This is a genomic window from uncultured Holdemanella sp. (assembly GCF_958348295.1).
Lineage (GTDB): Bacteria > Bacillota_I > Bacilli_A > Erysipelotrichales > Erysipelotrichaceae > Holdemanella.
This window is the reverse complement of record NZ_CATVYQ010000003.1, coordinates 55,741-70,921: the sequence shown is the minus strand read 5'-3', so window position 1 is coordinate 70,921 and position 15,181 is coordinate 55,741. Positions and strand designations below refer to the sequence as shown.

General features: G+C 31.3%; 13 protein-coding genes. 2 read left to right on the top strand and 11 right to left on the bottom strand.

The annotated features are described in order from the left end of the window. Positions 1–84: 84 nt before the first annotated feature. From Q3907_RS01245 to mutS, 6 genes are read right to left on the bottom strand one after another with little or no spacing between them, the layout of a single operon-like run. Positions 85–1,356 (bottom strand): HlyC/CorC family transporter, encoded by a 1,272-nt coding sequence (locus tag Q3907_RS01245; RefSeq protein ID WP_301896847.1) that lies wholly within the window; start codon positions 1,354–1,356, stop codon positions 85–87. Between the two features lie 38 nt (positions 1,357–1,394). Beyond that, a complete protein-coding gene (locus Q3907_RS01240) occupies positions 1,395–2,294 on the bottom strand; it encodes a diacylglycerol kinase family protein (RefSeq protein WP_301896846.1) in 900 nt (299 codons plus the stop codon). Positions 2,295–2,311: 17 nt separating this feature from the next. Continuing rightward, complete coding sequence (locus Q3907_RS01235; protein WP_301896844.1) at positions 2,312–2,998, bottom strand: tRNA threonylcarbamoyladenosine dehydratase; 687 nt, start codon at positions 2,996–2,998, stop codon at positions 2,312–2,314. Next, positions 2,985–3,899, bottom strand: a complete 915-nt coding sequence (gene miaA, locus Q3907_RS01230) for a tRNA (adenosine(37)-N6)-dimethylallyltransferase MiaA (protein WP_301896843.1) — start codon at positions 3,897–3,899, stop codon at positions 2,985–2,987. Before miaA ends, Q3907_RS01235 begins: the two co-directional genes overlap by 14 nt. After that, complete coding sequence (mutL, locus tag Q3907_RS01225) at positions 3,892–5,721, bottom strand: DNA mismatch repair endonuclease MutL (protein ID WP_301896842.1); 1,830 nt, start codon at positions 5,719–5,721, stop codon at positions 3,892–3,894. The genes miaA and mutL overlap by 8 nt, the downstream gene beginning before the upstream one ends. A 32-nt stretch (positions 5,722–5,753) precedes the next feature. Further along, positions 5,754–8,294, bottom strand: coding sequence for a DNA mismatch repair protein MutS (mutS, locus tag Q3907_RS01220; protein WP_301896841.1), 2,541 nt, complete (start codon positions 8,292–8,294; stop codon positions 5,754–5,756). Positions 8,295–8,381: 87 nt separating this feature from the next. On the opposite strand from mutS, the gene Q3907_RS01215 reads away from it, so the two are divergent. Beyond that, positions 8,382–9,620, top strand: a complete 1,239-nt coding sequence (locus tag Q3907_RS01215) for an FtsW/RodA/SpoVE family cell cycle protein (RefSeq protein ID WP_301896840.1) — start codon at positions 8,382–8,384, stop codon at positions 9,618–9,620. Here Q3907_RS01215 and Q3907_RS01210 read toward each other — a convergent pair. Further along, complete coding sequence (locus Q3907_RS01210) at positions 9,604–10,377, bottom strand: NAD kinase (RefSeq protein ID WP_301896839.1); 774 nt, start codon at positions 10,375–10,377, stop codon at positions 9,604–9,606. The two genes, Q3907_RS01215 and Q3907_RS01210, sit on opposite strands and share 17 nt — an antisense overlap. A gap of 55 nt (positions 10,378–10,432) precedes the next feature. Between Q3907_RS01210 and Q3907_RS01205 the strand changes: the two genes are divergently transcribed. Then, entirely contained in the window at positions 10,433–10,978 is a 546-nt protein-coding gene (locus tag Q3907_RS01205; protein WP_301896838.1) for a CYTH domain-containing protein, read from the top strand. Here the strand turns inward: Q3907_RS01205 and Q3907_RS01200 are convergent. The 4 genes from Q3907_RS01200 to tadA all read right to left on the bottom strand — a co-directional run bounded on the left by Q3907_RS01200 (position 10,975) and on the right by tadA (position 15,152). Continuing rightward, a complete protein-coding gene (locus Q3907_RS01200) occupies positions 10,975–11,523 on the bottom strand; it encodes a hypothetical protein (protein ID WP_301896837.1) in 549 nt (182 codons plus the stop codon). The two genes, Q3907_RS01205 and Q3907_RS01200, sit on opposite strands and share 4 nt — an antisense overlap. Positions 11,524–12,205: 682 nt before the next feature. Beyond that, positions 12,206–12,793: a recombination mediator RecR gene (gene recR / locus Q3907_RS01195; protein WP_295645287.1), complete on the bottom strand. Its 588-nt coding sequence runs from the start codon at positions 12,791–12,793 to the stop codon at positions 12,206–12,208. A 10-nt stretch (positions 12,794–12,803) separates the two neighbouring features. Then, the gene (dnaX, locus tag Q3907_RS01190) at positions 12,804–14,567 is read right to left on the bottom strand and encodes a DNA polymerase III subunit gamma/tau (RefSeq protein ID WP_301896836.1); all 1,764 of its coding nucleotides are present in this window, start codon (positions 14,565–14,567) and stop codon (positions 12,804–12,806) included. Between the two features lie 114 nt (positions 14,568–14,681). Beyond that, complete coding sequence (gene tadA, locus Q3907_RS01185) at positions 14,682–15,152, bottom strand: tRNA adenosine(34) deaminase TadA (protein WP_295645293.1); 471 nt, start codon at positions 15,150–15,152, stop codon at positions 14,682–14,684. Positions 15,153–15,181: the final 29 nt, after the last annotated feature.

The window sequence follows — 15,181 nt, the reverse complement described above, 5'->3', positions numbered from 1 at the left end:
CCTACAATTTTTGAAGCCAACTTTTAGTCGACCCTATCTAATTGCGGATTACCTTTAAAATCATTTATATCGGTTCTTATTTTGTTAAACATCCTTTTGTGTTAATGCATCTGGTAAAATTAATCTGACTGATTCTATACGGTTTTTTTCTACCTTCAAGACTTTAATACGAATACCATTTGGTAAAGTTGTTTCATCATTTGTCTGTGGTAAACGTCCTAGTGCATCAATGACAAGTCCTCCAACAGAATCGAAGTCTTCACTATCTAAATCTAAATCTAAATAATCGTTTAAATCATGTAAACTTAAATATCCCTTTACATCATATGTCTGATTATTTAATTTAATGATATTTTCCTCTTCATGTGCATCGTACTCATCTTGTACATCTCCAACAATTTCTTCAATAATGTCTTCTAACGTAACGATACCTGAGAATTCTCCATATTCATCCATGACTATCGCAAGGTTAAATGTGGATTGTTTCATTTCAATCAATAATTCAGATACTTTTTTATTTTCATACGTAAATTTAGGTTTACGTAGAACTTTCTGCATATCAAAATGTGAGAAATCATCATACATCAACAAGTCTTTCATATTTACAACACCGACAATATTATCAATCTTATCTTGATAAATTGGAATACGCGTGAATTTTTCTTCTCTAAATATCTCCAATAAATCTTTATATGTACTGTCGATTTCTGCCATCACAACATGAACACGAGGAACCATTACATCTTTTGCCTTGGCATCCCCCAAATCAAATACTTTATTGATCATATCTTTTTCATCTTCTTCAATGACACCTTCTTCATGTGAAACATCTACAATTGTACGCAATTCACTTTCAGTCATTGATATATTTTTATTTGAATTTTGTATTCCCATTAATTTTAGTATGCCTGAACTAAATAAATTCACAAACCAGATAACTGGTGTTAAAACTTTCATCAAAAGTAAAATGATTGGTGCATACGCAATCGCAAGTTTATCTGCATTGATCGTAGCCCATGTTTTTGGTGTGATTTCTCCAAATACTAAAATTAAAAAAGTAATAATAAATGTTGCGATACTTACAGCAGCTCCACCAAAAGAATACGCAATCAATGAGGCAATACTTGCAGCTGATGTGTTGACTAAATTGTTTCCAATTAATATTGCACTCAACATTTTTGATTGATTTTCCAATATTTTTAAAGCCAATGCAGCCTTTTTATTTCCTTCTTCCTCCAAAGTTCTCAAACGAATTTTACTGACTGAAACCATTGCTGTTTCAGCTGAAGAAAAAAAGCCTGATAATGCTAATAAAACTACTAACTCTAGGATTTGTATCCATAAATCCGAATCCATTTTTCACACTCCCTATATTTTTGAATATTGTATCATACTCACGATATTCTAGGAAGGGCAAGTCGAATTGCCTTTTCTACAATTTCAATGGTAGGATTTTTAAATCCTTTAACTTCTCCATCTAAATTTGCATAAATAAGCTCATTTTCTGTATCTAAATGAACCGTTTTTGCCTGATACATAGACACTAGATTCGTATATTGAAGGTGATTTCCTTCTTGGTATTTTTTTGCCAATTTTACAATTTGATGTCTTTTCACATTTGAAATCAGGCAGACATCCATCCATCCGTCATCAATATTGGCATCTGGACATGGTTTAAAGCCTCCACCATAGTATTTTCCATTCGCAAATACTAAAAATCCATATTTATCTTTCGGTAATTTTTTTGTATCGACCTGAATTTGATATTCTTTACATATCGGTTTTCTTAAACTGATCAAAGCGGATAATGCGTATGGAATAATACCTTCTGTAGGCATTTTTTTCTTTAGTTCATTTACTTGTTTTGCGACTTCAACATCAAAGCCAAAAGAGACAGTATTTATTGAGTATTCTCCATTTACTTTTATTAAGTCACAATCTATATATTCTGGTTCTGAATAGTTTGCCAAATTTAAAAAATCTTCTCTTTTTAAATCTTCAAAATATTTCACAAAATCATTTCCCGTTCCGATTGGAATCACTGAAATTATCACATTTTCTTTTTCAGCACATCCATTTATGACTTCATGCAAAGTTCCATCTCCACCACAAACAAACAAATGTACAGGTTCATTGGATAGAGCATATTTTTTTGCGATAAATGTCGCATGTTCAGGTCCTTTGGTTTTTTCGATAATAATTCTTTTCCCTTGAAAATGCTCTTTAATTTCCTTAATCAATTCATATTGACTGTTCTTTCCAGATTTAGGATTTACAATAAATACATCCTTCATATACTTTTCCTTCCGTTTTATACTTCAATCAATCTTTCTACACAGGTACTCGCAAGAAGTAGTCCTGCGCTTGCGGGAACAAAAATTGCACTTGGTAATGGTTGCCCTGATTCTACTGGCATAGGAATTTCTGTAGATGTCACTACCCAAATCTTATTACGTATACGATTTTTTCGTTTCCATTGACGAATTTGTTTAGCCATTGGATCATAACTTGTCTTTTCTATTTCTGTAACAACAAGTTTTGTAGGATCTTTGCGCCTTGCCATTCCCATACTTGATAAGAATGGTATATTTCGATCTATACAGGCTTGCATTAAATCTTTCTTACTTTGAATTGAATCAATACAGTCTACCACAAAATCAATGGATTGTGAAAAGATCTCATCATCTTTAGTCTGGTCATAGAAAAATGCATATGTATCCACAATACAACTTGGATTTAGTGTACGAATTCTTTCTTTCAATACATTGACTTTAATTTGATCTACTGTATCTAAAGTCGCAACCAATTGACGATTAATATTGCTTGGTTCCACACAATCTTTATCTATTAGAATTAGATGACCTACCCCAGTTCTTGCTAAGGCTTCTACACAAAAAGATCCAACTCCACCCACACCAACAACAAGGACCGTTTTATCATTTAGTGTTTCTAAAGCCTTTTTTCCAAGCAACAATTCACTTCTTTCATTTGTCTTCATCCATCAACCATTCCTTTACTGCATTATATATTTCATTTCTATTTTGAGCTTCAAACCAATGTACAGGCATTTGATTTTTAAACCATGTATATTGTCTTTTCGCATATTGTCTAGAATGTGTTTTTATAGCTTTTTTTACTTCCTCTATACTTTTTTCTTTTAAGAAATAATCTTTAAACTCTTTATATCCAATACCTTGAAAACTTGTATATTCCCATGTTTTTGGATTTGAGAATAATTCTTCAACTTCTTTGACCAAACCATTCTCAAACATAATATCCACTCTTTTATTGATTCGATCATGTAAAATTTCTCGATCTATATCTAAACCTAAAAAGTATACATCATACAATGGAATATGTTGTTGTTTATCTTCTTGTTTGGATTTTGGTGTACCACTATGGCCAATTTGAAGAGCACGAATCAAACGTTTACGATTGTTGGGATGAATTTTTTCTAGAGCTTTTACATCTTGTTCTTCTAACATCTCAACCAATTCTTCATTTGTTTTAGAATTTAAATAGGCTGTATAAGCTGCATCTTCTTTTTCTTCTTGAAATTCATAATCATACAATGCAGCTTTTAAATAAAGACCTGTTCCACCACATAGAATGGGAAACTTCCCTCTTTTTACAACATCTTCGATCGCCGTACGACATTTTTCTTGGAACACCTTTACATTGTAAGGTTCATCATAATTTTGAACATCAATCAATTCGTGATGTACACCTTGCATTTCTTCTTGTGTTACTTTGGCCGTGCCAATATCCATTTTTTTATACACTTGCATACTGTCGCAAGATATAATTTCACCATTCAATTGTTTAGCCAACCATACGGAAAGACTTGTTTTTCCGATTCCAGTTGGACCAACGATTGCTAATACTTTCTGCTTATCCACGTTCAAATTCCTTTCTCAATTCATTATCACTCATCACAATGACTGTTGGTCTTCCATGAGGACAGTGATATGGTTGTTTGCACTTTTGTAAATCTAAAATAACCTGCTTCATTTCCTGCATAGATAATGGTCGATTAAAACGAATTGAACTATGACATGCCATTGTCGCAATCATATGTTTTCTAAGTTTTGCCATATCTACATCTTGATTTTCGACAAAATAATCTAATAAATCTTGTAAGAATTGTTTTTGGTCCACATCATGAAACCATAATGGAATTTCACGAAGAATCAATTGATCTGTTCCAAATGGTTCAAATTCAATCCCAAAGAATGCTGTTTTTTCATTGATTGCCATATATTGAGCCAACACATTACTTGAAACATCCAATTGGATAGGAACCATAAGCGGTTGTTTGTTTGTACATTGCACCAATAATTTCTCATTCAATTGTTCATAATGATATCTTTCTTGTGCAGCATGCTGATCCACAATAACTAACCCTTCTTCATTACTGCATAATATATATGAATCGTGTAATTGAGCTAAAACTTGTAAATGTTTAAAGAATTCTGGTCCCTTATCATTAACTTCTTCCTCTTTAGGAATCGGATATGAAATAGGCTCTTCTTGTATTTTTATATCAGTAGCCGTTTTTTCTTCATATACCTGTATCTGCTCCATTTTTTCTTTGATGACTACTGGATTATAATTTTTAAAACTCTGTTCAATTCTTTTATCTTCTTTTGGACATTGCTTAACAGGATATGAATATTGAATTTCTGGTTGCTCAAATATAACACTTTTCTTTTCAGGTTTACTTACTGCTACTGTTTTTAAAGAAGCATTCAACGCATCTTGAATCGTTTTCTTTATCAAATCTAACATTTCACCTTGTTTTGATAAGCGAACTTCCCATTTGTTTGGATGAACGTTTACATCAACCAATTGTGTGTCTGAATCCATCTGTAATACTACAATTGGAAAACGATTTGGCGGCATATAATCACTATAAGCATCTAGAATCGCTTTTTGGATTGCGACACTACGAATCAATCTTGTATTTAGAGTTAAAAACATAAAATATTTTGTAGCACGATTGATTTTTGGCTGAATCGCATATCCATGAATGTGAAAATCTTCATTACTTCCTTCAAAATGAATTGCATTTTGGGCTACTTCTTTTCCATACATTTGATATAGAATTTCTTGAATATTCCCGTTTCCACTCGTTTGAAACACAACTCGTCCATCATGAGAAAGTTGAAAACGAATATTCGGATGTGATAATGCCATTTTATTCATTAAATCTGCAATGACAGAAAACTCATATGAAGTACTTTTCAAATGTTTGAATCGAGCAGGTGTTTTTATGAATAATCCAGAAACATCTAATTTTGTTCCTCTAGGACAATTACATTTTTCATCCACATCCAAACTTCCATAGTTATATCTTAATAAGGTTCCTTCTTCTCCATTACTTGTCTGCAATTCAACTTGGGCGACAGAAGCAATACTTGGTAATGCTTCTCCTCTAAATCCCATTGTTTGAATATTGAACAATTCTTCTTCGGAATGCATTTTACTTGTGGCATGTCGCATAAAAGCTAAATGTGCATCTTCATGATCCATTCCACAACCGTCATCTGTAATCACAATTCTCTCAATACCACCTTGATAGACTTCAACTTCTATAACAGTTGCCCCCGCATCAATACTATTTTCAACGCATTCCTTTACAATTCCAGCTGGTCTTTCAACAACTTCTCCAGCCGCAATCATATTTGTTAAGTGTTCACTTAATACATGTATTTTAGCCACATTTTGCACCTCCATTCATATGAATTTCATATCTATAATTCTATTTTTTCGCTTAGTTTCTTTAATTCATAAAGACAATCTAGAGCATCTCTTGGTGTCATTGAATCAATATCTAATTCTTGTAATTGTTGTAAAAGTTTAGATTTTTCTGGTTGAACTTGATCCATCACAAATAAACTTGGTTGATAATTTTGATTATTATCTTGGTTTTCAAAATTCGATAAAAGTTGTGAAGCTCTGTCCAAAACAACCTTTGGTAAATGTGCGAGTTTGGCAACATTGATACCATAAGATTTATCTGCTTTTCCTTCGACAACACGGTATCTAAATTCAATTTCATTTTTTTCTTCTCGCACATCCACATGAACATTACGCATAGATTGATGTTCTTCTGCTAAATCTGTTAATTCATGATAGTGCGTCGAAAATAATGTTTTTGCGCCAATTGCTTCATCAATATATTCAAGCATAGCTTGTGCAAGAGCCATACCATCATATGTTGCAGTTCCTCGACCTATTTCATCAAATAAAATTAATGAGTGTTTCGTTGCATAGCGTAAAGCTGTATTAGCTTCCATCATTTCGACCATAAATGTACTTTTTCCTGTCAATATATCATCAGAAGCACCGATTCTCGTAAAAATACGATCAAAAATAGGCAACTCCGCTGTCTTTGCAGGGATAAAACTTCCCATTTGGGCCATAACTACAAGTAATGCATTTTGTCGCATATATGTAGATTTACCACCCATATTCGGACCTGTAATCAATTGTATATGTTCATCTTCTGACATTTTCCAATCATTCGACACATATCTTTTTTTCTTCATACGATCATCCAATATCGGATGTTTTCCTTCTACTACATTGACATTATATCCTGGATGGAACGTTGGACATACATATCCTTTTTCGCTGGCAAGAATTGCCAAAGATACAAGTACATCAATCGTAGATAACGCTTGTGCACACGCATGAAGATCAAACAAGTCTCTTTTTATTCTTAATAATAAGTCATTAAATAAACTTTGTTCTAATTTTATCTTTGTTTCTTGCGCATGTAAGATTTGTTCTTCTTTTTCCTTCAATTCTTGTGTAATAAATCTTGTTGCATTCGCAAGTGTTTGTTTCGGGTGATACCCAAACTCTTCTTTGATATTACCCAAATTTCCATTACGAACTTCAATATAATAACCGAACACACGGTTATATCCTACTTTTAATGATTTAACCCCTGTTCTTTCACGCTCTTTAGCTTCTAGTTCTAAAATAAAATCTTTTCCTTGTTTTGCTATTTTTCGAACTTCATCTAATTCCTGATTGTACCCATCATTAAAGACTCCACCTTCTTTTAGTGTTAGTGGTGGATTTTCTATAATCGCATTTTTTATTTCATTGTATAATTCTTGGCAGTCTGGAACTTCATTAAATTCTGGATATGAATTCAAGGAAGAAGCTAAATTTAAAATAGGTTTTGCGTGTTCCAATGTAGCAACAAGTTGAAGTACATCTCTTGGACTTGCATTCCCATAAGCCATACGGCTCGCAAGTCTTTCCATATCATATACATAAACTAAATGTTCTTTTAGGTTTTCTCTTAACATAAAGTTTTCTTTTAAATCTTTAACTGCAGCCTGTCTTTTCGCAATCTTTTCTGCATCAATCAATGGGTATTCAATCCATCTTTTCAATAGTCTTGAACCCATGGCACTTTGGCATTTATCCATAAAAGACCATAAGCTTTCTGCCTTTGCATTTGTTGATTGACTTGAAACCAACTCCAAATGATTCTTCGTTTCATAGTCCATGACCAGCACTTTATCTTTGTCCATGGATTCTATAGGTAAAAAATGATCGATATGTTGTTTTTGTGTGTCTTTTAAATAGGCCATCAACAGTGCAAATGCCTCTTTTAATGACTCGGATTCAATTTCATTTAATAAAGGTAGATCCTGTAAATCAATATTTGACTTTTTATGTTTTGAAACGAGCATTGTATCCATCTCTTCTAGGGCAGCTATCCATTTTTTATCCATTGTCATTGGACAAACAAGCTCACTTACATTTTGTTCTAATAATGCTTTTTGTAAAGCAACTAAAGATCTTTGTAGAGTTTGATATTTCAACTCGCCCGTACTTAATTCGCAATAGATAACTGTAATTTCAAAACTTGACACGCTACATGATGCCATATAGTTTGTCGACTTGGCATCCATAGTTGCATCCATATATGTTCCTGGTGTAATAATTTTAACAATTCCTCGATCCACCAATCCTTTAGCACTGGAAGGATCTTCTAATTGTTCACAAATTGCTACTTTATATCCCTTTTTTACTAAGCGTGAAATATATGAATTGGCCGCATGAAAAGGAACACCACACATAGGTACTTTTTCTTCTACCCCTGCACTCCTTCCTGTTAATACTAAATCTAATTCTTGTGAAGCCAACTTTGCATCATCAAAAAACATTTCATAAAAATCCCCTAAACGATAAAATAAAATCGCATCGGGATTTTCTTCTTTCATTTTTAAATAATGTTGCATCATTGGTGTATATTTTTTTTCTGCCATAAATCATCATCCTAACACGACTATTATACCAAAATTTCAAAATAAATATGTTATAATTAAAAGCACTGAATAAGGAGGTTATCACTAATGAAACAAACAATTCAATGGAAAAACAAATCCATTCAAATTGATATTGGTTTGATTCTAATTCTAATCCTTTTTGGTATGACTAGTTGTTTTGCACTATACAATTCTTTCAACTTAATAAAATACGGAAGTGGATATTCATATTTATTGCGTCAATTATTTTGGTTTATTGTAGGATTTTTCGCCATGTTTTTGCTTTCAATTCTTCAAAACAAAAAAATATATTCATATATGGATACGGCATATAAAATTCTTATGCTTTGTCTAGTTTATTTGTTTCTCTCACGCTTATTATACAATTTTGTAGGTATAACACTTCCTTTTGCGAGTGAAACTAATGGTGCCATTTCATGGTTTCAACTGCCTTTGATTGGTAGCTTTCAGCCAAGTGAATTCATTAAAATTGTTTTAATTGTTTTAGTCTCACAAATTATTGTTGATCATCAAAATGCACATCCAAATCCAACACATAAAGATGACTTGATATTGTTGTGGAAAATCGCAAAGGTATTATTCCCACCATTATTTTTGATTATGATGCAGCCAGATACTGGTGTATGTATTATCATCGTATTCAATATCTTCGTTTTAGTGTGTTGTAGTGGTATTCGTAAAGAGTATATTATTGGAATTTTTGCCTGTGTGGTTATTGTTGTAGGAGCATTCTTATTCTTATATTTTGAATACCCTAATATTCTTACTTCATTTATATCTTCATACAAACTTCAAAGAATTGATGCATGGTTAGAACCAGAAAGTAACATTCGAGGTAGTTCGAATCAGTTATACACTGCATTATTGTCGTTAGGCAGTGCCGGATTAACTGGATATGGGTTACAAGCAAATATCATTTCTATTCCTGAAGCGCATACAGATTTTATCTTTGCTGCTTTTGGACAATGTTTTGGATTTATTGGAACTACATTTATATTATTACTTTGTTTATTACTTGATATTTATTTATGCAAAATTGCTTATGCTGCAAAAGATAAAAAAGATCGATTCGTTGTTATTGGTATTATCGCGATGTTGCTATATCAGCAACTACAAAATACAGGAATGATTGTTGGATTATTACCAATCACTGGTATCACATTGCCACTTATTTCTTATGGAGGAAGTAGTATTCTATCTTACTTCATTTCATTCGCAATCATTTTAAATATTTCTCCAGCAACAAAAAGAACGATTCGTTTGAATCGTTCAAAAAGACGTAAGTTAATTAATATAAATTCTTAAGTCGAGTCAAATAAGAATAAGTACGATATCTCGCAAATCGTACTTTTTTTGTACTCGAATGTATGATTATTTCAGAAATCGATGCTAAATCCCTTTCTAAGTGATCATAACATACATGTGCATAGGCAAGTGTATCACCTCTGACCCCAATTTTTCGTGTATCATTCATAATATATGGATTTTTTAAAGAATGATGGTTCTTATGTGAAATAGGCATGATTTCACAAAGTTGTAAAACCTTTAACCCTGGATCCACGACCGCCCCTTTAAGAGCTCTATTTACAGCGGTAGAACCAGATTGAGTACTCACACAAATACCTGAGCCTTGACTGCTTTCAAAAAATTCATCATCTATCGAGATATCTAGCACTAATGTTTTAGCCAAACTTTCAATACGTACTTCATTTAATGCATATAATGTTTCATTGACTTGAGGAAGATCCATTTGAAGTAAATTAAATTCTTCAATTGTTGGTTGATTATGTTTTAAATCATATATCAAATGATCTAGTTCATCTTGTGTATAGTCGGTAAAAAAGCCTAAATTACCTGTATGTATCGCAACAAATTGAATATCATCCAATCTATCTATATACGTATGAATCGCTCTTAATAAGGTACCATCACCTCCGACAGAAAAGATAACTTCAGATTTCTCATCATCATACTCCCATCCAATAGCAAGACATTTTTTCTTTAGAGTTTCAGCAACTCTTTTTGAGTTGTCGTCTCCCCTGTCTACCAAACTAAAACGCATCAAATCACTTCCTCTTTCATTAAATCTATTGTAACATATTTAATGGGTGATATGAATGTATGATAATATTGAAAGAGAATTGAAATTATTGATCGATGAAGAAGTATATAACAAATTACTTCATTCATATGATTTTCAGAATCCAATAACACAAACAAACACATATTTTGATACAAAGAATCAAGATGTAAAGAAACAACATAGTGCAGTACGAATTCGAATGATTCAAGATAAAAAGATATTCACTTTAAAAATCAGAAAAGATGAATACACACATTATGAATTTGAAAAAGAAATCAACACTGAAAACATAGATGATATTAATGATACAGAAATATTAAATTGGTTTGATCAATATCAAATTCCTAAAAATTTAGATCCAACAGTTAGTTTTACCACCTTGAGATATGTGTATAAATTTGAACATGGAGAATTATGTTTGGATAAAACAGACTACAAAAATCATACTGATTATGAAATAGAATATGAATACACTTCAGATCATGATGGAATCCACTTTTTCAATTCAATCTTAGAAAAATATGATTTAAAATGGATAAAAAACTGCCCTAGCAAAATTGCTAGAGCATTAAATGATTAAAATTTATGTGTTAAACGATAGAAGAAGGATTTGGAATTATATTCTTCTTCTTTTTTCTTATAATTTTCAATTTCTTCTTTATTTTTATTATAAAGTTCTTCTATATCTTTTAATTTCTGATTTTCAGATTCTAATTCAGAAATTTTCTCATCTTTTGTTTGCGTTTCTAATAGGAAGATTTGTTTACTCTTTTCAATTTCTAATTTAAGTTTTTCTTGATATAATTGTTCAATTTGGGCTTGTGCCTTCTCTTTTTCTTCTATAATTGCTTTAAGCTTTTCATTTTCGAATCGTAGTTCCATTTCAACTGTTGATATTTCATGTTTTTCTTTCCTAAAATAAGTAGATAATCTTTCAACGCCTTCAGCCTTGATTGTGATACGACGAGTTGCCGGGTTTTTATATTTCCAATCTTTATCTGGATTATCTTTTACTAATTTTGCGATTGCTTTATCTACTGTATTTCTTGATTTATTGAAATGTTGGCATATCTGTGCAATATCCATATCATAATATACATCAATTGCTGATGCTTCTTCAGGCATATCCATGTCCCCTTCCTATGAAATTCATAATAATAATCTAACGAGTCACGATTAGTCTATCATAGTTTTAACAAGAAAGCTATACCTATATATGAATTTCCTATATTTTTATATTTTATATTCATGCTTTTTACTTTTTTCATATCTTTCTCACATGAATCTTCATATCTATTTATTTATTCAAATCCTATTTAATTTGATATTTTTTATTTTCATATCTATATCACATGAATTAAAATATTCCTTTCATATTTGCAATTTACAATTCATATGATTCTAAATAATTAGTATTACATTTCATATGAACAATATTTATGACATTCTGCGTTCATATGAATAGTTTTATGCAGATTCTTAATTCATATTTTAATTCACATTCTATATTTTTTATTCTTTTTATTTTCACATGAATAAGATTTCATTAAAAATCAGTGTGAAAATTCATAAAAATTTCATGTGAATGTTCAGAAGCGTCCTCCAACGATTTTTTCCTCTCTATGTGATACTTATATGAATATACTATATTTAAAGCAATTATACGCTGTATCATATGATTTTATTGCATATTATGCTTTTTTTGTTCATATGAATTAAGAACTCTATATGATTTTTGTGCTTATATTCCTATAAATATAAAAAAATCGTATGAAATATCATAAATACTTCATACGATTAAGCATATTTACGAGCTTTTACGTCCTTCAAACGCTTTTAGCAATGTCATTGCATCTGTATAATCTAAATGACTACCTACAGGAATACCGTGAGCAAGTCTACTTACCTTACACTTCCCTTCTAGTAGTTTGCATATATATAAAGATGTCGTTTCTCCTTCTACTGTAGGATCAAGAGCCAATATTACCTCTTCTGTTTTTTCATTCACTCTATTTAAAAGAGTCTTTATATTTAATTGATCTGGTAAAACTCCTTTTTGTGTATTAATCAATCCATCTAGTACATGAAATACACCATTATATTGTTGCATAGACTCGATTACCGATATGTCTTTCGGATTTTGTACTACACATATGATATTCTGATTTCTATTAGTATTCTTACAATACTCACAAAGCTCATCTTCTGTCAAATTACCACATCGAGTACATTTTTTTACTTTCTTTTTTAAATTCACTAAAGTTTCTGCCAATTCAGATATTTCATCATCTGACCATTCTAATACTGTAAATGCATATCTCTCTGCAGTCTTAGCACCCACTCCTGGTAATTTCTGAAATTCATATATTAAATCATCAAATGTTTTTGGATACATGCTTCACCTTCTAATCTTCTTTTATTTCTATACTTGGAAACAAACTTTTCATATGATCTTCTATACTCATATTATTATCAGATTCTGAATCTTTTCTTTTCAAGCGAACTTGATAAGGTTCTGGAAGATTACCACTAATCATTCTTTCCTTAAACTCATCCAACACACGAGATTGTTGTGTCTTATCTAATGCGAATACCTTCTTAGCTTTTCCTAATAACACTTCCATAAAATCTTCATATCCATAATTCAGTTCAAATTCATTTATTTGTTTCGCAAAGATTTCACTCGATACACATACTACAATATAATTAGATCCACTAGCCATAATACTACTGTTTCTCAATGTAGCCGCATATTTTCCAAATTCTAAACTTGATATGAATTGTCCTATATTATTGAACTTATTCGTATCAATACTTCTTTCCATCTTTGTAGCTCCAACTAACAATTGAATGACAAATTCATCGTTTAATATGATTTTATTATTTTTATTTTCTGACTGTTTTAATGTTTCACGTGAAACATCAGAAATTTCAGATTTCTCTAAAGCCCCATTATTATCATCTTTTTGAGTGCTTTTCTCAATTATATCTGAGTCATCAGAAGTATCGTCATATGATGTTTCATAGTTTTCTTCTTCCTCTACCTCTTTAAAATCATTCTGATCTGAATCAATAATATGTGTTTTCGATTCATATGAATAACTTGAAATTTTTAATAAAGAGGCTTCTAAGTAGTCTAATGCGTTAGATGCGTATGTATATTTATTAAATGTATCCATTAATTCTTCCATGCATTTAATTCTGAAATTAATAGGTGCTAATTTAAAATATTTCCTAATCATATCTTTGTTCATATCCGATACTAGAGTTGAATTCTCAGAATAATCTAAAATCAGACTGTCCTTCAACATGTGAATAAAATCTGCAGTCAATCTTTTAATATCCATTCCCATATCTGAATATTTCTGAATATCTTTGACAAAACTATCTACATCTTTTTTATATACCGAATAAAATAAATGACCAATATCTTCAGATGTTACGACACCATAAATTTTACGAATATCATTCACATCAATATGAGATGAACAGTATGCAACACATTGATCCAATATTGACAGTGCATCACGCATACCTCCATCAGCTAATTGAGCAATCAAAGTTAATCCATTCTCATCAATTTCAATTCCTTCATTTTTACAAACAATAGATAATCTATATTTAATGTCATGCATACTCACTTTGTTGAAATCAAATCTTTGACAACGAGAAATAATCGTTGGTAAAACTTTATTTGGTTCTGTAGTTGCAAAAATAAAAATTACATGAGCAGGAGGTTCCTCGATTGTTTTTAATAATGCATTGAATGCTCCAGAAGTCATCATATGAACTTCATCAATAATATAAATTTTATATTTTCCCTGCATTGGAGCATACTTCACTTTATCAATCAGATTTCTTACTTCATCTACACCATTGTTGCTGGCAGCATCAATTTCAATAATATCTGGATGACTTCCATTTGCAGCCATTTTGCAGTTCTCACAAACTCCACAAGGAGCATCTTGGCTATTCGTACAATTTAATGTTTTAGCAAATATTTTTGCGATTGAAGTTTTACCTGTTCCTCTAGGACCACAGAATAAATAAGCATGAGCAATACGATTTTGTATGATCGCATTTTTCAATGTCTGAATTATATGTGTTTGACCAACAACTTCATCAAAATTTGTTGGTCTATATTTTCTATATAATGCTTGATATGCCATTCGTAAAATCCTTTCTATATGTTTTCCTGTATCTTATTTTATCATAGTTTTACTCATTTTATTTGATTGAAATAGGGAAGTACAATATATATGAAAAGCAGAAATCATTCCTACTTATGATTTCTGCTTCTTTTTCATATCTCTTTTCTTTTTAAAAAATTGTTTTAACAAATCTGAACATTCAGATTCAAGAATTCCTTTTCTATATTCAGGATGATGATTGAATTCAGATACTTCAAATAAATTTGTACACGTCCCCACACAGCCGCCTTTAGGATCTGATGCTCCATATACAACTTCTTTGATTCTAGATTGTATAATCGCACCTGCACACATAGGACACGGTTCTAAAGTTACATATAATATGCAATCCTCTAATCTCCATGTGTTTAATTTCTTACACGCTTTTTTAATTGCCATAATTTCTGCGTGCGCAATACTTTGTTGCAAAATCTCACGCTTGTTATATCCACGAGCTATGATTTTATCATCTTTTACAATCACACAACCAATAGGAACTTCATCATAACTTTCTGCTTTCTTAGCCTGTTTGATAGCTTCCTTCATCCATTTTACATCATCCATAAATTCTATTCCTTCCCATGTATATTATT

What these genes read in the sequence shown, in the direction of transcription:
- Q3907_RS01245 (WP_301896847.1), bottom strand. Translation starts at nt 1,356, where the DNA reads ATGGATTCGGATTTATGGATACAAATCCTAGAGTTAGTAGTTTTATTA.
- Q3907_RS01240 (WP_301896846.1), bottom strand. Translation starts at nt 2,294, where the DNA reads ATGAAGGATGTATTTATTGTAAATCCTAAATCTGGAAAGAACAGTCAA.
- Q3907_RS01235 (WP_301896844.1), bottom strand. Translation starts at nt 2,998, where the DNA reads ATGAAGACAAATGAAAGAAGTGAATTGTTGCTTGGAAAAAAGGCTTTA.
- mutS (WP_301896841.1), bottom strand. Translation starts at nt 8,294, where the DNA reads ATGGCAGAAAAAAAATATACACCAATGATGCAACATTATTTAAAAATG.
- Q3907_RS01215 (WP_301896840.1), top strand. Translation starts at nt 8,382, where the DNA reads ATGAAACAAACAATTCAATGGAAAAACAAATCCATTCAAATTGATATT.
- Q3907_RS01210 (WP_301896839.1), bottom strand. Translation starts at nt 10,377, where the DNA reads ATGCGTTTTAGTTTGGTAGACAGGGGAGACGACAACTCAAAAAGAGTT.
- Q3907_RS01205 (WP_301896838.1), top strand. Translation starts at nt 10,433, where the DNA reads ATGTATGATAATATTGAAAGAGAATTGAAATTATTGATCGATGAAGAA.
- Q3907_RS01200 (WP_301896837.1), bottom strand. Translation starts at nt 11,523, where the DNA reads ATGCCTGAAGAAGCATCAGCAATTGATGTATATTATGATATGGATATT.
- recR (WP_295645287.1), bottom strand. Translation starts at nt 12,793, where the DNA reads ATGTATCCAAAAACATTTGATGATTTAATATATGAATTTCAGAAATTA.
- dnaX (WP_301896836.1), bottom strand. Translation starts at nt 14,567, where the DNA reads ATGGCATATCAAGCATTATATAGAAAATATAGACCAACAAATTTTGAT.
- tadA (WP_295645293.1), bottom strand. Translation starts at nt 15,152, where the DNA reads ATGGATGATGTAAAATGGATGAAGGAAGCTATCAAACAGGCTAAGAAA.